The 18,545-nt window shown below is 49.7% G+C and carries 17 protein-coding genes; 2 read left to right on the top strand and 15 right to left on the bottom strand.

Translation table 11 applies throughout. The features are described from left to right. Positions 1-906, bottom strand: coding sequence for an aldo/keto reductase (locus tag L3D05_RS03300; RefSeq protein WP_239614535.1), 906 nt, complete (start codon positions 904-906; stop codon positions 1-3). A gap of 138 nt (positions 907-1,044) precedes the next feature. On the opposite strand from L3D05_RS03300, the gene cdaS reads away from it, so the two are divergent. Together cdaS and L3D05_RS03290 are read left to right on the top strand one after the other, a co-directional pair. Further along, a complete protein-coding gene (cdaS, locus tag L3D05_RS03295; RefSeq protein WP_239614533.1) occupies positions 1,045-1,662 on the top strand; it encodes a sporulation-specific diadenylate cyclase CdaS in 618 nt (205 codons plus the stop codon). A 139-nt stretch (positions 1,663-1,801) separates the two neighbouring features. Further along, positions 1,802-3,025: an MFS transporter gene (locus L3D05_RS03290; protein ID WP_239614532.1), complete on the top strand. Its 1,224-nt coding sequence runs from the start codon at positions 1,802-1,804 to the stop codon at positions 3,023-3,025. 9 nt (positions 3,026-3,034) lie between these two features. On the opposite strand, the gene L3D05_RS03285 is transcribed toward L3D05_RS03290, so the two are convergent. From L3D05_RS03285 to L3D05_RS03220, 14 genes are all read right to left on the bottom strand, one after another. Further along, positions 3,035-3,628: a YqaA family protein gene (locus L3D05_RS03285; RefSeq protein WP_239614530.1), complete on the bottom strand. Its 594-nt coding sequence runs from the start codon at positions 3,626-3,628 to the stop codon at positions 3,035-3,037. An 86-nt stretch (positions 3,629-3,714) separates the two neighbouring features. After that, the gene (locus L3D05_RS03280) at positions 3,715-4,476 is read right to left on the bottom strand and encodes an SDR family NAD(P)-dependent oxidoreductase (protein WP_239614528.1); all 762 of its coding nucleotides are present in this window, start codon (positions 4,474-4,476) and stop codon (positions 3,715-3,717) included. Between the two features lie 91 nt (positions 4,477-4,567). Continuing rightward, entirely contained in the window at positions 4,568-4,885 is a 318-nt protein-coding gene (locus tag L3D05_RS03275) for a thioredoxin family protein (protein WP_239614527.1), read from the bottom strand. Between the two features lie 22 nt (positions 4,886-4,907). Continuing rightward, complete coding sequence (locus tag L3D05_RS03270) at positions 4,908-5,258, bottom strand: MerR family transcriptional regulator (RefSeq protein ID WP_239614525.1); 351 nt, start codon at positions 5,256-5,258, stop codon at positions 4,908-4,910. 73 nt (positions 5,259-5,331) lie between these two features. Beyond that, entirely contained in the window at positions 5,332-6,648 is a 1,317-nt protein-coding gene (locus tag L3D05_RS03265; protein WP_239614523.1) for a deoxyguanosinetriphosphate triphosphohydrolase family protein, read from the bottom strand. Between the two features lie 15 nt (positions 6,649-6,663). Then, positions 6,664-8,895 carry an accessory Sec system translocase SecA2 gene (secA2, locus tag L3D05_RS03260; RefSeq protein WP_239614521.1) on the bottom strand — a complete coding sequence of 744 codons (2,232 nt, stop codon included), beginning with the start codon at positions 8,893-8,895 and terminating at the stop codon, positions 6,664-6,666. A gap of 209 nt (positions 8,896-9,104) precedes the next feature. Beyond that, the gene (locus tag L3D05_RS03255; RefSeq protein ID WP_239614520.1) at positions 9,105-10,778 is read right to left on the bottom strand and encodes a hypothetical protein; all 1,674 of its coding nucleotides are present in this window, start codon (positions 10,776-10,778) and stop codon (positions 9,105-9,107) included. Positions 10,779-10,794: 16 nt separating this feature from the next. Beyond that, entirely contained in the window at positions 10,795-12,261 is a 1,467-nt protein-coding gene (locus L3D05_RS03250) for an RCC1 domain-containing protein (RefSeq protein WP_239614518.1), read from the bottom strand. Between the two features lie 132 nt (positions 12,262-12,393). After that, positions 12,394-13,101, bottom strand: a complete 708-nt coding sequence (locus L3D05_RS03245; RefSeq protein ID WP_239614516.1) for a FadR/GntR family transcriptional regulator — start codon at positions 13,099-13,101, stop codon at positions 12,394-12,396. A 19-nt stretch (positions 13,102-13,120) separates the two neighbouring features. Beyond that, on the bottom strand, positions 13,121-13,852 hold the full coding sequence (locus L3D05_RS03240) for a LutC/YkgG family protein (protein ID WP_239614515.1): 732 nt from the start codon (positions 13,850-13,852) through the stop codon (positions 13,121-13,123). Continuing rightward, the gene (locus L3D05_RS03235) at positions 13,839-15,368 is read right to left on the bottom strand and encodes a LutB/LldF family L-lactate oxidation iron-sulfur protein (RefSeq protein WP_239614513.1); all 1,530 of its coding nucleotides are present in this window, start codon (positions 15,366-15,368) and stop codon (positions 13,839-13,841) included. Before L3D05_RS03235 ends, L3D05_RS03240 begins: the two co-directional genes overlap by 14 nt. After that, positions 15,365-16,093 (bottom strand): (Fe-S)-binding protein, encoded by a 729-nt coding sequence (locus L3D05_RS03230; RefSeq protein WP_239614511.1) that lies wholly within the window; start codon positions 16,091-16,093, stop codon positions 15,365-15,367. Before L3D05_RS03230 ends, L3D05_RS03235 begins: the two co-directional genes overlap by 4 nt. 161 nt (positions 16,094-16,254) lie before the next feature. Further along, positions 16,255-17,019, bottom strand: a complete 765-nt coding sequence (locus tag L3D05_RS03225; RefSeq protein ID WP_239614509.1) for a DeoR/GlpR family DNA-binding transcription regulator — start codon at positions 17,017-17,019, stop codon at positions 16,255-16,257. A 26-nt stretch (positions 17,020-17,045) separates the two neighbouring features. After that, on the bottom strand, positions 17,046-18,527 hold the full coding sequence (locus L3D05_RS03220) for a rhamnulokinase (protein WP_239614508.1): 1,482 nt from the start codon (positions 18,525-18,527) through the stop codon (positions 17,046-17,048). Between the last annotated feature and the right edge of the window lie 18 nt (positions 18,528-18,545).

Raw genomic sequence — 18,545 nt, 5'->3', positions numbered from 1 at the left:
TTAAATAACCGGAGAACAGCCAATAGCATCTAAACGGCGTTTCGCATCCGCATACACTTCGGCAGACAATGGCCCTTTTTGGGCATACCGTACGTTTTCCGCCAAATGAACGGGGTTTAACGTACCGACAATCGTCGTGGAAAGCTGTGGATGCGTAAGAGTGAATCGAAGCAGGAATCCCGTCCGGCTTTCGCCTTCCTCCAGTAGCTCGTCCAGTCGGGCATTATCCCATGTGGACCAGCGATCAGGCAATCCTAATCCGGCACCCGGCTCGCCTCTTCCGACTCCTCCGCGCACGATAACTCCCGCACCGTCTTCTCCCGCCGCGCGAAGCAAATTCTCGTGCTCCCTCTCCAATGCCGAATAGGGAACTTGGAACGTATCGTAATTACCGGATTCGATATAAGAAGTAATATGAGGCAAATAGGTCGAGATGCCGATCGAGCGTACTTTCCCCGTCGCTTGGATTTCCTTCAGCACATCGACAAGTTGGCCATCTTCCGTTTGTTGTACGGACGGACCGTGAAGCTGCAGCAGATCAATGTAATCCGTTCTCATTCGTCTTAGGCTAGTCTCGATGTTATGAAGCAGATTGTCTCTAGTCCATACATGCGGCGTCTCGTCGTGATCTCCATGATCTACTAGCGTACACCCGCATTTGGTCGCGAGGATATATTCCTGCCTCCGATGGCTAATGTATTTACCGATCAGCTCCTCGCTGCGGCCATAGTCATAAGACGTATCGATAAAATTAATTCCGTTATCCAGAACCGCGTTCAAGATCGTCTCCGAGTCCGAGTCCGATATCGGCCTTCCATTCCATACCCGCGGCCCGCGGATTTCCATCGCGCCGAAACCTAGTTTGGTAACCTCCAAGTACGATCTACCTAACTTAGATTTTAACAAAACCACTTCACGCTCCTTGATCTTCATCAACTCCTTCTTCCATTATACTGGAAAATATCCGCTATCATAAGGTTTTGAATACTTCTTCGCTAATATCTGCATCCTAATTGGAAGTATGTTCAAGGAGAAGTGAGGACTATGCCGACAAGCGCGTTGAATTGCGATTTCTCGCCGATGAAGAAAATCATTAAAGAAGATATCGAGTTAATGATCGCCAATCTAGATGAGCTTATCCATACGCTTGACGACGAAGGAGATTGCCTGCTTGGCGATTTCGAGAAAATCAAAAAAAACTTCATGCACATCGAATCGAGCGCGGCCACGTTTTATTTGAACTGTTACCTGTCCCCTTATATCGAACGATATATGGATCTCTCTCTCACGATTCAAAGTTTATCCGACAGACGGCACGGCGCGTTGATCGCCGTCGAGAGATGCGACCCTCTAGACGGCCTGCTTCAACCTGGCATTCCGATCGGCGCCCCCATTACGCATTCCTTGCTCGAATCTATTTTCTACCCTGGAAGTCCGTTGCATGACGGTGCAGTACTGATTAAAGCCAACCAAATCGTATCCGCGAAGAACATCCTGCCTCTCACGAATATTCAAGGAAACGATCGCATTACCGGTACCCGCCATAGAGCCGCAGTTGGATTAACCGAGCACAGCGATGCTATCGTTCTTGTCGTGTCCGAGGAAACGGGTAAAGCTTCCTTCGCCAGCAAAGGTCAGCTTTATCCCGTTATTACTCCCTAACGCATGATAAACGAGGGATACTTCTCGCTCTTGTCCATCATGTTTAATCCATGCGGCAATCGACTATACTACTGTCTAGAATCGACAATGCTGACCGGAATAGACGGAAATAACGTTCAATGAGGGAGGATAAGCAAGGATGGAAGCCCGCAAGAAATGGGATCTGATTTCGATTGCCTCTATTCCGCTGACGATGACACTCGCCAATTCGATGCTAATTCCGGTTTTGCCGGCTATGCAGAAGGCGCTTAACATCACCTCATTGCAAGCAAGTCTGATCATAACCGCTTATGCGGCGGTTGCGATCTTATTTATTCCTTTTGCCGGCTATTTGTCGGACCGCTTCAGCCGCAAAGCAGTTATTCTGCCTGCCCTCATTCTCGTATCGTTATCCGGCGCTGGAGCGGGCTTTGCGGCACTTTGGCTGAAAGATCAAGCTTACGCTTATATTTTGGTGGCCAGACTGATTCAGGGGCTAGGCTCGGCGGGCTGTTTCCCGGTCGTTCTGCCACTGGTGGGCGATTTGTTCCGAAGCGATGAGGATGTCAGCAACGGTTTAGGATTAGTGGAAACGGCCAATACGTTCGGTAAAGTCGTAAGCCCGATTCTAGGAGCAACGCTCGCAATCTGGACCTGGTATATCCCTTTCTTCGCGATACCCGTATTTAGTTTAATTTCGTTCGTCCTCGTTTTGTTTTTAGTCAAAACGCCAGCTCAAGATTCTGAAGGTTCCGATAAGACAAAGAAAACAAAACTGAAACCTTTCTTGCAAGCTCTGTTCGCACTATTGCGCAAAGAAGGTAAATGGCTGTACGGTATATTCGCCATCGGTGGAATAAGTATGTTCATCGTGTTCGGTAGCTTGTTTTATTTGTCTGAAACGTTGGAAAACCGCGGTTTTAAGCCGATAAATAAGGGATTAATCCTAGCGCTGCCGCTCGCTGGCCTTTGTATTGTCTCTTATTTAAGCGGTAAGTGGATCGGTCAGAACAAGCAAGTGATGAAATGGACGAGTCTGGCGGGATTATTAATATCGTCAGCGGCATTATACGTCTTAGGATTCATGACTTGGAATCCGTCATGGTTGATCGTCCTTATCCTTGCATTCGCGTCCGCCGGAATCGGAGCCGCTCTCCCTAGCTTAGATGCGCTCATAACGGAAGGAATTGACAAAAAACAACGAGGCACCGTGACCTCGTTGTACAGTAGCATGCGATTTATTGGAGTGGCCGCAGGTCCGCCCGTTATGGCTTTGCTTATGCGCGGATCGATCCCGGTTCTCTTCTTCGTTATCGCCACGGCTAGCCTCATAGCGGCCATCATAAATGCTTTTGCGATTCGTCCTGAAAGTAAACCTCGTTGAAAATAATGTTTATTGTTCTTCATTTGCGGGCGTACGCTCGCTTTTGTTTTTTCTCAATTTCTTTCTCACTAACAAGAACACAACTAGGATCGGGATTGCGATGACGAATATGTACAGCGAAACGTCACCCACCATATTCTCCGCCGCTTTCCCATAGAAGTAGAACAACAGGCCGACCGCGTAAAATTTAACTGCTCGTCCGACCGCTGCATAGGCTAATAAGCGCCATAACGGGAATTTCATGCAACCTGACAATATCGTGAACACTTTGAACGGAATCGGCGTAAAAGAACCGATCAGAATAGCGGTTTCGCCGTTCTTCTGAAACATCTTCGTAGCGGAGTCTACCCATGATTTTTTGAGCAGCTTATATAAGACGGAATGTCCAAGCACTTTACCGATCAAATAACCGAACGGTGTCCCAAGTAGACAAGCGATATAGCCGACTGTCGCCAGCCATAAAGCATTGGAAGGATGCAACAAGCTTAAAGGCACTTGCAGGAAGAACGCTGGAATCGGGAAAAACACGGCGTCGGCGAACGAATGAATAAACAAACCCCATACGCCGAAATCAAGCAAATAATCGATGATGTCCTGAAACATAGCAGCATACTCCCATCAAAGCAACTCTGTCAAAAAAAAGACGACTCCCTATACTACGGGAATCATCTCAAAAAGTTACAAAAAGATTAGATGGAAGGCATGACATTACCGCCGCTGACCGGTAGATAAGCACCCGTGATGAAGCTAGCTAGATCGGATGCAAGAAAAGCGACCGCGTTTGCAACTTCTTGATCGGTGCCTCTACGTTTTAATGGAACGGTTTGCTCATACGATTCGCTATGTTCCGTCTTGTTCAAGCGATCGCGTTCGCTGATCGTCCATCCCGGCGCCACTTGGTTGACCGTAATCTGATGCTCGCCGATTTCCTTCGCTAATACGCGATATACTCCGTCCATTCCTCGTTTGCCTGCAACATAAGCGGATTGCGTAGGGAAGTTCTGCATGACGCATTCGGTGTTGATGCCGACAAACCTGCCCCATTTCTGCTTAATCATGTCAGGCGCGAACGCCTTAGCCAAATAGACGCTTTGCATCACGCAAGAATCGAACTGGCTCTCATAGTCATCCGGAGCCTGTTCGAGAATACTCGTCCATTGGTATTGCACGACCGCGTTGGCCACTACGATATCAACCGAACCCAGTTGCTCTTCGATCACAGCTTTCATTGCCTGTATCGATTCATAATTCGTGATATCAGCCTGAACGATTGCAGCGCGGACTCCGTAAGAATGAATCTCGTCCCGAAGTTCTAACGCTTGGGCCTCGTTACTGCGGTAGTGAATCGCAATATTGGCTCCGCACTTCGCAAGCGTTCTTGCCATCACTCGACCTAACTGCCCGGTAGCTCCGGTAATAAGAGCTGTTCTATTGGATAAATCGATATGCATAATGAGTATCCCCTTTCAATCTTCTCTCTCTATGATAGGCAACTTTTCCCTTTAAAACAATAAAAAGCCGCATGATCGCGGCTAATTCTGATCAAATGTATTTTGCGATCAAGTTCTCGTAAACCGCCTTCGGGCGAAGCCCAATCAGTTTCTCGACAGGCTCCCCGTTATTGAAAACGAGCACCGTCGGCATCGACATAATTCCGTAATCGGATGCGGTAGCGGGCGATTCGTCGCAATTCACTTCGAGTAACGCTATCTTCTCGCCATATTCGCTACCAAGCTCATCTAGGAGCGGTTTCAGCACCTTGCACGGCGGGCACCATGGCGCTCCGAAGTCAACCATCGTGACACCCTGCTGCCTAATACTCCCTTGAAAAGTCGAATCGTTAACCATAAGCAGATTCATTTCCATTCCTCCAATACTAGGTTTAGTCACTTTCCTGTATCGATCGGATGCGGTCCTCCAGGTTCGTTTTGATCTGGCTTAACAGATGGATCTGATCATCGATTTCCTTGAGCTTACTCTCGAAGATCGGCAGCACTTCCTCGCAGAAAGCTTCCTTATTCATCAAGACGCAAGTGAGGAAGCTGGCGATCTGCTCCGTGGAAATTCCGAGCGCCAAATAAAACTGGATCGTCCTAACCTGCTCTTCCGCCAAAGGGGAAAATTCCCGATAGCCATTCGGCTGACGAACGGAGGTCAATAGTTTCTGTTCCTCATAGTACCGAAGCGAACGAATACTCACTCCGGTACGAGCGGATAGCTCTCCGATTCTCATCTAACTTCCCCCTTGTCGATCGATACAAACCAAGTATAAACCCTGACATTAATGTCAGGGTCAAGCAGGAAATTTAATCTCTCTCGTAGATCGAACCCGAGCGGCTGGCGAAAAACTCGGCGTACACTTTCTCGGCGTATGCATCGGTCATACCCGAGATATAATCGGCGGCAAGTCTCTCCCACGTCCACTTATCTTTCTGCGATTCGTAACTCTCCAGCCAATCCGGAGGAATGATTAAACGGCCTGTTTCATAATTTTTGAAGCTTCCCCATAGCCGTTCGATCATAACTTCGCTTCGCTTATGCAGACGTTGAACCCGGAAGTCCTTAATTAACGTTACCCACGCCAGCTTCTTCAGTATTTCGATCGTCCTCATCAGTTCAACGTTCTGCTGGCCGTCACGAACGAGAGTGATTTTTTTCCAGCCCGTCTCGGGGTCATCGATAATGCCGACCTCGTTAGCGAACTTGCGCACCCAACGCGCTTTCATCTCCCGTCTCGTACGCGACGGTTCCCGATCGCATTCCGCATAGATCGTTTCCCATTGCTCGAAATAATTCAGAAGCACTTGCTTAACCATAGCAGCTTGGTCGATGTTCTCCCAATTGGCTTCCGAATAGCTCGGGTCATCCGTAATTTCCTGTACGACATGCGCAACAACTCGGTCATCTTCGAAAAATCCGCGATCCATCTGGATTTTGCCAGCGCGGATTCCATCTTCCAAATCGTGAGTCGAATAGGCGATATCGTCGCATAAATCCATCAACTGCGCTTCAAGCGTCGCGCAATTTCCAGGCATTCCCCACGTTTGGCGCAAGAAATCGATTCCTTCCCACTCCTTGCGGTATACGCCCTTCTGTCTGCCAGGCTCGTCGATGCAATAAGGGTATTTATTGATCGCTAGAAGCACCGATGCCGTCAAATCCAGACCGCTTCCGCTTCCCGCGCGTTTCTCCAGAAACATGAGGATACGGAAGTTTTGCGCATTGCCTTCGTATTTCAAGCCATGCTCTTCCAGAAGAAGCCGGTTGAGCACCTCTTCTCCTTTATGCCCGAACGGCGGATGGCCCAAGTCGTGGGCAAGCGAAGCGCATTCGACCACCTCGGGATCGATCATTAGTCCCGGGTGCTCTTTCCTCGACAAGAACTCGTATTGTTTGCCCAAGCGCCGCGCCACTTCTCTGGCGATCTGAGACACTTCGAGCGAATGCGTAAGGCGGGTGCGATAATAATCGCCTGAGCCGGCGCCGAATACCTGCGATTTGCCTTGAAGCCTTCTGAACGCAGGCGACTGAATCAGTCTCGCGTAATCTTTCTCGTATTCGTCGCGATCTTCGCCGGAGTAAATATTCTCGGTGTCGTATAGTCTCATTTTGCGTACGTTCATGCGATGACCTCTTTCCTACAGACCGAAAATGTTCGCCTTCTTCTCTATGAACTGGTCTTGGATTAAATAAGTCCAAGTTCTAGACGGAGCTTTCAGTCCTTCTTTCTCCCAATCGATCTGCTCTTCGGTCCCGTTAGCTTTAATTTTACGGAGCGTCTTAGCCGTTTCTTGTTCTAGTTTATCCGGCAGCTGCTCGAATGCGTGAATGATCCGGTTATGAAATTCATCGACGGGGTTCCGATTCGCCAAGCTCTCCAGATGAATGCTTTCGCGAATGTACGACACATACGCCAGATGATCGGACCATAGACGATCCATGTGGTAAAGATTCACGTATTTTTCCGTATCGCTCATCGTATCGTCGTTATATAATACCGCTTCGCGCTGTTCTTGATGAATTCGACGCTGTTCCTCTAACATATCGGAGTATTTGTTAAGCGTCTTGCGCATCTCGAAGTTTTGTCCCATGACAACGCGCTGGATATGATCCATTTTTTTAGAAAACACGGAAGCTTCCAAAGGCTCGTCCTGCTGCTTCGTCCGGTAAGCGGCCGGAATCGCCTTCTCAATACCGAAACGGTTGATGAGATCGTCTTCCAAACAGACATAGAAGCGGGAAGAGCCCGGGTCGCCTTGACGGCCCGCGCGCCCTCTTAACTGATTATCGATTCGGGCGCTTTCGTTCATATGCGTGCCGATGACGTACAACCCGCCAAGCTCCGCTACCTGTTCCGCTTGTTGCGGATCCCCTCCGCCTAACCGAATATCCACGCCTCTACCCGCCATATTGGTCGATACGGTTACCGCACCTAGCTCCCCGGCTTTCGAGATAATCTCGGCTTCCTTCTCGTCGTTCTTGGCATTAAGAACATGGCAAGGAACGCCCGCTTTGTTCAATTGCTCAGAAAGCTGATCCGATTCTTCTACGCTGCTCGTCCCGATCAGAATCGGACGTTTCGTCGCGTGCACTTCCGCGATTTCTTTCACTAGCGCCTTTAATCTCGCCTCTTTATGAGTGAAGATCCGGCTTTCATGGTCGATTCTGATTTTAGGGCGATTCGGCGGAATTTGGACGACGTTTAACGAATACGTTTCATCGAATTCTTCGGCGGAATCTTGGGCGGTAGCCGTCATCCCGCTAAACTTGGGATACAAGCTCAGCAAATGCTGTAACGTGATCGTTCCTAGTATTTTACCGGACGATTTCGACACCATGCCTTCCTTCGCTTCTACCGCAGCCTGAAGACCGTCAGGCCAGTGCCGATTCTCGGCCACGCGGCCCGTATGCAAGTCGATTAATTCCAGCTTGCCGTCTCGGATCATGTAATCGACGTCTCTCTTGAGGAGCGACTCCGCATGCAACGCACAATTTAATGACGTTAACAAATGGCTGTTATGCGTTTCGTACAGATTGCCGCTGCGTAATATCTGCTCGGCTTTCTCCGCGCCAGTATCCGTTAAGTAAACATTTCGTTTATTCTCGTCGAAGTCGTAATCTTCTCCCAGCTTAAGCTCCCTCGCCAAATTCGCCATCCGGCTTCCATCGCTGCTAGTCGAAGCGATTTCCCCAGCAATAACAAGCGGCACCCGTGCTTCGTCGATCAACAACGAGTCGGCTTCATCCACGATCGCAAAGTGAAAAGGACGATGAACGATGCCTTCCGGCTTCAAGGCGATCGTATCGCGCAAATAATCGAATCCGGCTTCTTTGGCCGTCACGTACGTAATGTCGGCGGCATACGCCCGCTGTCTCTCTTCTATAGACATCCCTTCCTTGACGTAGCTGACGGATAAACCGAGAAACCGATAGACGGGTCCCATCCACTCGGCGTCCCTTCCGGCCAAATAATCGTTAAAAGTCAGAATATGAACGCCTTTTCCTTGAAGAGCATTCAAATAAGCCGGCATGACTGCGGCAAGTGTTTTCCCTTCGCCGGTCTGCATCTCGACCATATTTCTTTCATGAAGTGCGGTGCCTGCCATATATTGCACATCGAAAGGGCGCATTCCGAGTACGCGGCTCGCCGCTTCCCCGGCAATGGCAAAAGCTTCTACGAGAATATCGTCTAAGGATGTTCCGCTTTGCGCTTTATTTTTAAGCTTTAACGATTCGGATTGTAACCGTTCATCATCCCATGACTCCAGCTTCAGCGCGCTGATCTCCCGCAGCTTGTCCGAATAGGATTTGAGATTATGCTGAACGAAACGATCTTTGACCATTTGAACAAGCTTGCTGGCAAAATTCATCGGAAAAATCCTCTCTTAATAAAATCCATATTGATACTATTATAGGGATTACGGGATTAAATTCATAGCGTTGCACGATTATTGGCGATTGATGTTGAAAAACTCCGGAATATGAAGGGTTCCGTATAGGGAAGGAGCCGGTCCTTGTCATACGAACGACTTGGACCAGCTCCCGTAAGCTATTCATTATAGGATACTCCTAACCAAGCCTATTTCACAACTTCGACCGACGTTCCTATTCCCGCATGTCCGCCTGTAACCGTTTCGAATCCCGGATAAGGCACCCCGATAAGATCAACCTGATATTGTCCTGGGAGTACATTCTTCCTATCGAGAGTTCCCTCGATAACGTACTCGCCATGATCGACGACAATTTCATCGCTACGCCAGACGACTTTGTTATCTTTGGATAGCTTAACGTACATTTTTTCCATCAACGATCCATGCCCTATAACTTGAAAAGCGTGATTCAGCGATATTTTCTCGGGGATTTCATAAGGCTTTAAGTCAGGCATCCACTCTCGATACGACTTGTTCACGAATTCAAATAAAGTTGCCGACAACGCAAATTCATGGGCTCCGCTTGAATCCGTAATCGACACTGTATCTTCTACCGGCTTACAGTCCGTGCCCGTATTCCCTTGTGCGTCTTTCGTGCTACTACATCTCCATGCCGGGCGAATGGTTTGCGTCGAACCGTTCTCATAGACGATCTCCACAGCCATGCTTCGACCATGTAACGGATCCGTGAGCCCGGCTCCTTCTATGGGGTCCGCTTGATCCAGCCATCTTAACAATTGCGATACACGTTTCGAATTTTGGTCCGAATACAAAGTGTTCACCGTTTGCTTCGGTATCGGCGGAGACATGTAAACAAAACGAACTTGCTTCGAATCAAAAGGGGATTTGAACTGTTCGTTAATGCGTCCCTCCAGCGTGTCGAGAAACTTCATGAGATGTTCGTAAAAAGGATCGTTGTTCGCATCTGCGACGGCTGGTAGTTCTTCTCCAAGGCGGACGACGAGCGCACTATACTCTTGCGTTAGTTGACCCGTAAAAGAATTCCCATCAGAAGAAACGAGGTCATCGAAGGCTTTACTAACTTCGGGGTCTAGTTCCCTTCCCGATTCAAAAGGCGTACTATTGCTAGCTCCTAAGAAGAAGCTCGAAATATATCCCTGCAATACCACCTTCACGCGTTCATATCGAGGGGAGTCCGGGTACTCGTTCAAATAGGCCTCCGCTTTTAATGCGCGTTCCCCTATTTGTTCCCAAGGTATGATGATGCTGCCATCTGCAAACATTTCCTGATCTGAGTCGATTGACATTAATTCTAAATAAGCTCCAACCGCCGGACTTAAATAGGCTTTGTAATCCGTCAGTGCATGGTAATCCAAGATCGGATCGATAACGCCTTCTCCCGCGACAAACTTATATTTGCCCGCAATCGCATCCGTAACGATCCGTTTAACATCATCCGGGAATCGCGCGATGTCCTCGCTTGTAACGGGGTTATCCAACCTTTCGAAGGTTCCTGCTTCATTAGCTTCTCTTAAAGCTTCATAAACCTTCTCTCGATCGGAGCGATAGTAATCCTCCAGCTCCAACAACATCGAGTCCAACTGTTCCGGTATCAGCAGTGGGATGTAACCTTCGAACATAGCAACGGCATCTTTAGCGGAAGCGGCTGTCTTGATCGCCTCCGACGAGTAGTTGACGGTTGTTGCTCGTTCGTCTATCCCTTCAGGATCTTTGACGATTTGAAGCTTTTCCGTCGGAGTGACTACATCTGATTGTTTGCTCTCGCTCTTCTCAGAAGTACATCCAGAAAAGATGAATAATATAGTTAATAACATTAACGATTTACGCAACTTATCCGGCACACCTCTGAACCCCCTCTTAATCTTTGACCTGAGTAATATTCACCGCATAGGCTTCCGGGTCCCATTTCACGGTAGCCCCCATCGTTTCGCCAATTAAGCGCAAGGGTACCATAGTACTGCCTCTAATGGTTAACGGCTTCTGCTCGGAAGGGATAACCTTATCATTAACGGTCGTTTGGCCAGTAACGGAATTCAAGACGATTGTCGTTTCACCTTTGGTCGCGATGACCGACCGCGATGGAACGTCCCATTTTACCGTAACGCCTAACTTCTCGAAAATACCCCTTAGAGGAACATATGTGACTTGATTCACGATTAGAGGTGGGGTTACCATATCCGTTGCTTGACCGTCTACGAAAATGCCAATAGAGTTTTTGATTGCTTGCGGAGAATCGATTCTTTGGTCCAACAACCCTAAACCGGTATTCCCGAAATAATTGTCTCCCCAAGACAAAACATGCCCGTCTTCCAACAATGCGAAATGATGTTGCCACGTATCACTGACTTTAATAGCTCTCTCGATGCCTTGTACTTGCTTATACGAGCTTCCCTTGCCATTTTGTTGCCACTGCCAAACGGTGCCGTCCGATTTAACCGCAGAATAGGCCGATATCGAGATGATGTCCTTTAGGCCTGTAACTTGAATTGGATTTAAGAGGTCAGCCGATTTATCGAAAGAATAATTGTTCCAAGTCCATACTGTTCCATCGTGACTCAATGCGACTCCCCGATCATCGGCATCTGCGATAGCAACGAATTCGCCATTGCCTTTGATTTGAGCGGGTTTACGAACCTCGTCAGGCCCGTTAGTGACCTCTTTCTTAAGTCCCCAGGACCAAATCTCTCCCCCGTTGCCGAGCGCAATGGAACCCTTTTGACCGGCCTCTATGGCTAAGATGGAAGGTAAGCCATCGATCTGCACCGGCTTGACTGCATTTTCCCTGGAATCGATGCCTAACTGTCCTTGATCATTGCCGCCCCAAGCCCACACTTTCCCTGTTCCATCGATTGCCAGGCTATGATAACTTCCGGCCGATACGGCTTTGATGTCCGATAGTCCCTTAACTTGGACTGGATCATGAACGATGGTATCGTTCTGCGTACCGTTTCCGAGCTGCCCGTGTTCGTTCGCGCCGACAGACCATACTGTTCCGTCCTTTTTCAGCAATAAATAGAAGCGATCGCCTCTCGAAATTTGTTTCACGTTATCGATAGATAGTTTGATCGGCGAGAAAGCGGATGTCGTTGCATAATAAACGTTAGCGTCTTTGTATGTTCCCCAAGCCCAAGCGCTCCCGTCTTCCTTAACGGCAAACCCGCCGAATTGCCCGGCTTCGACCTGCTTTACATTCGAGAAGAGTCTGTTGGCTTGAGTCGACAAGTCGCTGCCCTTTGCGGATGAGAATGGAAATCCCAATCCAACCAGAATTGCTGCTATTAACGCCAATACGTGCTTCCATGACCAACCGTTATTGATTTCCAAGCCGCTCACTCCGTCCAATAATCTTTTTATACAACAAAGCTATAGACGAAACTTTACCAAAAAAGTTGTAATTATATCCTTATTTTTCATAAAAAAAGAGCCCGGATAGATACCCGAACTCGTTCTCTTGTTTCATATATATTTCGTTAAAATGTTCTCCACGTGCTGCAAATGCTGCTTCATTCTCTTCGCCGCAAGCTCCGAATCCTGTATGCGGATTGCCTCGAAGATCGCGGAATGTTCCTTGTATAGTTGCTTGGCAACCTGATGATTGGCATACAGCTCCACCCTGCGAATTTCGCGGATCGCCGTCTCCAATTGATTGGCAATGGACTCGAATAAACGGACCATGATCGTATTATGGGTAGCCTTAGCTAACGTAAGATGGAACAGTAGATCCGTTCGCTCTCCTTCCAGATCCTCGCCGACCGATCTGGCCATTGCTTCGATCAATGATTCGAACTCCGACAAATCCTTATCCGTCCTCTTCGTTGCAGCGATCGCCGCGTTCGACACTTCCAGAGACTGTCTTGCCTCAAGCAACTCTAACAAAGTATTCCTGTTCATTCGCAAGGAATCAAGTTCCGGTAACGCGACTTCCGTCGGCGAATTGCGAATGACCCGACAGCCTCCGCCTTGACGGATCTCGATCAGCCCCATCGCTTTCAAAGCGCTAAGAGCTTCTCTAGTCGTTGATCTTCCGACACCGAAGCTCTCGGACATCTCCTTCGTCGAAGGGAGCTTATCGCCAACCTTCAGCGTACCGTCCGCGATCATCCGTTGCAGCTGATCTTTAATTTCCTCGTAATGATTGCGCTTCGTTAGACGAGTCATCTCCATCTGCTAGCAGCCTCCGTTATTAACCGACGATTATAGCATACACGATTCCCGGTCCGTGTACACCGATCGTCAAATCATTCTCGATATCCGAGGAACGGCTCGGTCCGGAGATAAAATGGATGCCGGCCGGCAAGCTTTCACGTCCGCCTTCGTCGAAATGGACCATTACTTCGCCCATGCGCGTCTTCAATCGGTCGAGGGGAATAATCGCAATCAATACCGTAGGAAGCAGACTCACGGAGCGCCCCTTATCCTTCGAGGATAACACAACCATCGAGCTTGTATAAGCAGCCGCATGGTCTACGAGCACTACACCGATATCCGCTTCAGCCGAACGTGCCTTCCAATGCTGATCGGGATCCGTATTCCATACCGAAATACTCGCTTCGGGTAGCTCCGATTCCAAATGGAGAGCTTCGAGCTCAGGCTGGTTTTGCCGGATGACGTATTTGGCGCTCATTTCTTTCGCTTTATCCGCGATAAAACTCCGTACCTCATCCATCGACGATAGACGTTCAACGTGACCGCCCACGCTTTGAAAGTTTTCCGTAAATTTATCGATTCTCTCCTGCTCATCCCATTCGTAAGCATTCCAGAAATCGGGAGATCCCCGATAAGGATGACGAGGAGGTTCGGTAACCATCGGTCTTCTCAGCTTAGCGGAAATGCCGTTAATAAAGCTGGTTTGCTTGGAGCGGGATTGTGCTTCCATCTCCAACAACCAATTTTGGTGCGATTTAGCTGTGTCCATGTCCGTTGCCTCCCCCTTTCGTCCTGTCTTTGACGATTTGCTCCATCCGTTGTTTCATTTCGGGCGCCATTTCCTTAAGCCCTTCGCGAATTTCCGCATCCATCGTACCCCATTGCTCGCGGAACGATTTCTTAGGCAAGCTTGGCGTCACTCGGTAGGTGTTCCAGCCTTTAAGCGGTCCGACCTTCAAGCGAATCTCTCCGTTGCGAGCTACGAACTTCTGTCCGAGTTTACCGAGTTTGAGTACGGTCTTGAAGCGACCGGATTTAGACAAGAGAGCTCCGAAGCCCATCATGCCGGCACCTTCGACTTTGTTCCCATGACCGGCTTCCACTTTACGGCGACGCAAGTAAACGAGCATCTCATGAAGCGGTATTTTTACGGGACACGCCTCGTAACACGCGCCGCACAAGCTCGAAGCGTTGGCGATGTCATCCCATTCGGCGATGTTTTTCTGCAAGGAAGGCGTCAACACGGCGCCGATCGGTCCGCTATACGTTCCTCCGTAAGCATGGCCGCCGATGTGGCGATAAACCGGGCAAGCGTTCAAGCAAGCGCCGCAACGAATGCAATTCAGCAGCTCCTGGAACTCCGGATCGCCTAGCTGCAACGAACGTCCGTTGTCGACGATAATGATATGCATTTCATCTGGACCGTCCGCGTCTTCCGAACGACGAGGTCCCGTAATACCGGACATGTACATCGTCAACTTCTGACCGGTCGCGGAACGTGGAAGCAACGTCGCCATCACTTCGAGATCCGCCCAAGAAGGAATAATCCGTTCCATCCCCATTAGCGTAATTTGCGTTTTCGGGAGTGTAGTCACCATACGCGCATTGCCTTCGTTCTCGAACAAGACCATCGAGCCGGTCTCGGCAATCGCGAAGTTACACCCTGTCATGCCGATATCGGCTTCGAGGAATTTCGCCCGCAACCTTCTGCGAACGTAACCGGCAAGCACCTTAGTATCGGCTTCGAGCTTTTCTCCCGCATCTTCCGAGAGAAGATCCGCGATTTGATAACGGTTCTTGTGAATGGCCGGAATAATAATATGAGATGGCGCTTCTCCCGCCAATTGGATAATATATTCGCCCAAATCTGTCTCGATCGCTTCAACGCCGATAGATTCGAGGGCTTGATTAAGGTGAAGTTCCTCCGACACCATCGATTTCGATTTCACGACGGATTTGGCGCTTTTTCTCTCTGCGATGGCAAGCGAAATTGTAACCGCATCTTGAGCGGTATCCGCAAAATGAACATGCACGCCGTTAGCACGGGCATTATCAACAAACTGGTTGAGGTAGTAATCGAGATGGGCGATCGTATGAAGACGAATCTGCCTGCCTCTCTCCCGCCATTCTTCCCAGTTACCGTGATCCTCCATCGCTTTCAGCTTGCCGTTCTTGAGCCTTTCGGTCGTAAACTTGACGGCTTTGCGAAGAAACTCGTTGTTCAGCGCGAGCTCCGCTCTTGCTTTGACCGTCGCTCCGCCGGAATGTCCTGGCGCATGGCTCATGCTTGCTTCACTCCTTCATATAGAAGCTCTGCCAAGTGCATCACTCGGACGGGTTCGTTACGATAGCGCAGATTGCCGCCGATATTCATCAAGCAAGCCATATCCAGCCCGACAAGCACTTCGGCTTCGGTTTCTTTGACGTGATCGACTTTCTCCGTAACCATCGCTCCGGAAATATCCGACATCTTCACGGCAAACGTTCCGCCGAACCCACAGCAATCATCCGCATACGGCAACGGAACGAACTCTAGCCCTTTCACGTTGCTCATGAGCGCCATCGGCTCATCTTTGACGCCAAGCAAGCGGCTACCATGACAAGAAGGGTGATAAGTGACTTTATGTGGGAACGTCGCTCCGACATCCGTCACGCCAAGCACTTGAACAAGGAATTGCGTAAACTCGTAAGATTTGCTCTGAAGCCGCAGCGCTCTCTCATGCATGACCGCATCGTCCTCGAACAGCTTCGGATAATGATGGATCATCCCGGTACACGAACCCGATGGCGAGATGACGAAATCGCAATCCTCGAAAGCTTCAATAATCGTCTTGGCGGTCGTACGGGCTTCTTTCCAATAGCCGCTATTAAAGGCCGGCTGTCCGCAACAAGTCTGAACGTTAGGGAACTCCAACTTAACGCCGTACCTCGCCAGCAAGCGCACCATCGCTTCCCCGACTCTTGGGTAGATCGCGTCGCTAAGGCAGGTGATGAATAAGGAAACTTTCATGCTGCACCCCTTTTCCTCTTATAGCTATATAATATCAGGTTATCAGACAAGTTGAATAGGTTAATTGGCGAGAAGGAACAGATTATGCCACGTTGTTGGGACATGGCGTCCTCTGTTCCATCCCCTTCCTTCTGATCCCAGGCGTGCGAACCCCAAAATCCTTATACAATCACGACCGTAATTCCCCGATCTTCCAGTTGGTTGATCGTCTCTTGGGGCATGCGGCGGTCGGTAATGATCACGTCTACTTCCGACAGATCGGCAACGTGCGTAAACGCCTGAACGCCGAACTTGCTGGAATCGGCGAGCAAAATGACCTCGTCCGCCATTCCGATCATCCGCTCCTTAATGCGCGCCTGCAATTCGTTGGATTCGCTAATTCCTCGATCCAGATGAACGCCCTTGCACGATAGGAACACTTTGTCTACATGATAGGCATCCAGAGAACGTTCTGCCAGAGGGCCGACGAAGGATAACGAACGTTGGGCCAGTATGCCCCCCGTCGAAATCACTTCGATCTTCTCCTTGCTGCTAAGCTCCGTCGCGACTTTGATCGAATTGGTCAGAACGGTGAGCGCAACGTCCGGCACATCGGTTGCCATATACCATGCGGTCGAGCTCGCATCCAGAAGGATCCGATCTTTCGGTTGTATCCGTTTGATCGCTTCCAGCGCGATCCTCTTCTTCTCGTCCGCGTTCGTGATTTCACGAACCGCGTAAGGAATTTCCGGATGCACCACCGTATCTTTGACGCTAACAGCGCCGCCATGGGAGCGGCGAAGACGGCCGGCTTGCTCCAACCGGTCAAGATCCCTGCGGATCGTCTCCTCCGTCACTTGGCACAGATCGCTCAGCTCCGATACCCGAATGCTTCCCCGATCATTGACCAGGCTCACGATTTTCTCATAGCGCTCCGCAACTAGCATGTCTGCCCTCTTTTCACGAACCTGTATTATTCCGCTTCCGTTAGTCCCGTCAAAGCACGGAATCGAACATACGCCGCGTTCCACTCTTCCCCATTCATCGGTTCATACACCGTTATCGGGAAAGAATTACGTATCGCTTTACGCGCTTCCCATATATCCGAGAATTCGCCTTGGGCGATCCATTGAACGATTAGATTTCCGATCGCGCTGCCTTCGGAAGGTCCAGCCCACACCGGCTTGCCGAGCGCGTTCGCCGTCCATTGGCACAGCAGCGTATTTTGGATACCGCCTCCGACCATGTGCAATCCGTTAAAGCTCTGGCCCGACAGCCGTTCGGTTAACTCGAACACATGACGGTACTTCAGCGCTAAGCTCTCGAGAATACAGCGTACGAACTCGCCGACCGTCGAAGGGGCTTGCTGACCCGTCTGCTCGCAATATTGCGTAATCCTCGATGGCATATCTCCCGTTGGAAGGAAGATGGAGTCGTCAGGATCGATAAACGTCGTTAACGGCTTCGCATCGGAAGCCATTTGAACCAATTCGGGGAACGAGTACGATTTTCCTGCTCTCTCCCACTCTCTTCTGCATTCTTGCAGAATCCACAGCCCCATAATGTTCTTAAGCAGCCGGAAAGTATCCGCGACTCCGCCCTCGTTGGTGAAGTTCATCTTCTGCGCCAGCTCATGAATAACCGGCTTATCTACTTCCGTTCCCATGAGTGACCAAGTACCGCAGCTTAAGTAAGCGAACGATTTCTCCGTCGCCGGAACGGCTGCAACCGCAGAAGCGGTGTCGTGCTCGGCAACCGCATAGACGGGAATGGATGGAATACCCAACTCCTCGCATACGGAAGCTTGAACAACCCCAGCTTGCGAACCTGGTTTTAATACGTCGCCAAACCATGACTTCGGAAGCTCTAGCAATCGCAACAACTCGGAATCCCATGACCTTGTTAACGGATTGTAGAGTTGCGTCGTCGTCGCGTTCGAGAACTCGTTATGCATCTCGCCGGTCAGGAAATAACGAAGTAAATCCGGGATCATCAGCAATCGGTTGCCTTCTTTAAGCCAAGGCGAATTCGCTTCTTTCAGCGCGTAGAGCTGATAAATCGTGTTGAAAGGAAGAAACTGAATGCCCGTACGCGCGAAAATGACCGAAGGAGGAATTTGCGCGAATAAGCTTTCCATCGCGCCGTCCGTATGCCGATCGCGATAGTGATAGGGATTGCCGACTAATTCGCCATTCTTGCCGATGAAGCCGAAATCGACTGCCCAGGAATCGATCGCCATGCTCTTGAGTTCTATGCCTTGATGCTTGGCTTTCAGCAATCCTTGCTTAATCTCGTGATATATCCGTAAAATGTCCCAGTGCAGACGGTCGCCCACCTGCACGGGATCATTGGAAAATCGATGAAGCTCCTCTACTTCGATCTTTCCGCCCTCAAGCCGGCCTAGCAGCGCTCTTCCACTGCTAGCCCCGAGATCAAACGCGAGAATGCTCGACATCTTGAATCACCCTTATGT

Source organism: Cohnella mopanensis (genome assembly GCF_022352055.1).
GTDB lineage: Bacteria > Bacillota > Bacilli > Paenibacillales > Paenibacillaceae > Cohnella > Cohnella mopanensis.
This window is presented reverse-complemented; position numbering and strand designations above follow the sequence as displayed.

Coding starts and splice junctions, on each gene's coding strand:
- L3D05_RS03225 (WP_239614509.1), bottom strand. CDS start 17,019: ATGCTAGTTGCGGAGCGCTATGAGAAAATCGTGAGCCTGGTCAATGAT.
- L3D05_RS03235 (WP_239614513.1), bottom strand. CDS start 15,368: ATGAGCCATGCGCCAGGACATTCCGGCGGAGCGACGGTCAAAGCAAGA.
- L3D05_RS03245 (WP_239614516.1), bottom strand. CDS start 13,101: ATGGAGATGACTCGTCTAACGAAGCGCAATCATTACGAGGAAATTAAA.
- L3D05_RS03290 (WP_239614532.1), top strand. CDS start 1,802: ATGGAAGCCCGCAAGAAATGGGATCTGATTTCGATTGCCTCTATTCCG.
- L3D05_RS03275 (WP_239614527.1), bottom strand. CDS start 4,885: ATGAATCTGCTTATGGTTAACGATTCGACTTTTCAAGGGAGTATTAGG.
- L3D05_RS03240 (WP_239614515.1), bottom strand. CDS start 13,852: ATGGACACAGCTAAATCGCACCAAAATTGGTTGTTGGAGATGGAAGCA.
- L3D05_RS03265 (WP_239614523.1), bottom strand. CDS start 6,648: ATGAACGTACGCAAAATGAGACTATACGACACCGAGAATATTTACTCC.
- L3D05_RS03220 (WP_239614508.1), bottom strand. CDS start 18,527: ATGTCGAGCATTCTCGCGTTTGATCTCGGGGCTAGCAGTGGAAGAGCG.
- L3D05_RS03270 (WP_239614525.1), bottom strand. CDS start 5,258: ATGAGAATCGGAGAGCTATCCGCTCGTACCGGAGTGAGTATTCGTTCG.
- L3D05_RS03280 (WP_239614528.1), bottom strand. CDS start 4,476: ATGCATATCGATTTATCCAATAGAACAGCTCTTATTACCGGAGCTACC.
- L3D05_RS03230 (WP_239614511.1), bottom strand. CDS start 16,093: ATGAAAGTTTCCTTATTCATCACCTGCCTTAGCGACGCGATCTACCCA.
- L3D05_RS03285 (WP_239614530.1), bottom strand. CDS start 3,628: ATGTTTCAGGACATCATCGATTATTTGCTTGATTTCGGCGTATGGGGT.
- cdaS (WP_239614533.1), top strand. CDS start 1,045: ATGCCGACAAGCGCGTTGAATTGCGATTTCTCGCCGATGAAGAAAATC.
- secA2 (WP_239614521.1), bottom strand. CDS start 8,895: ATGAATTTTGCCAGCAAGCTTGTTCAAATGGTCAAAGATCGTTTCGTT.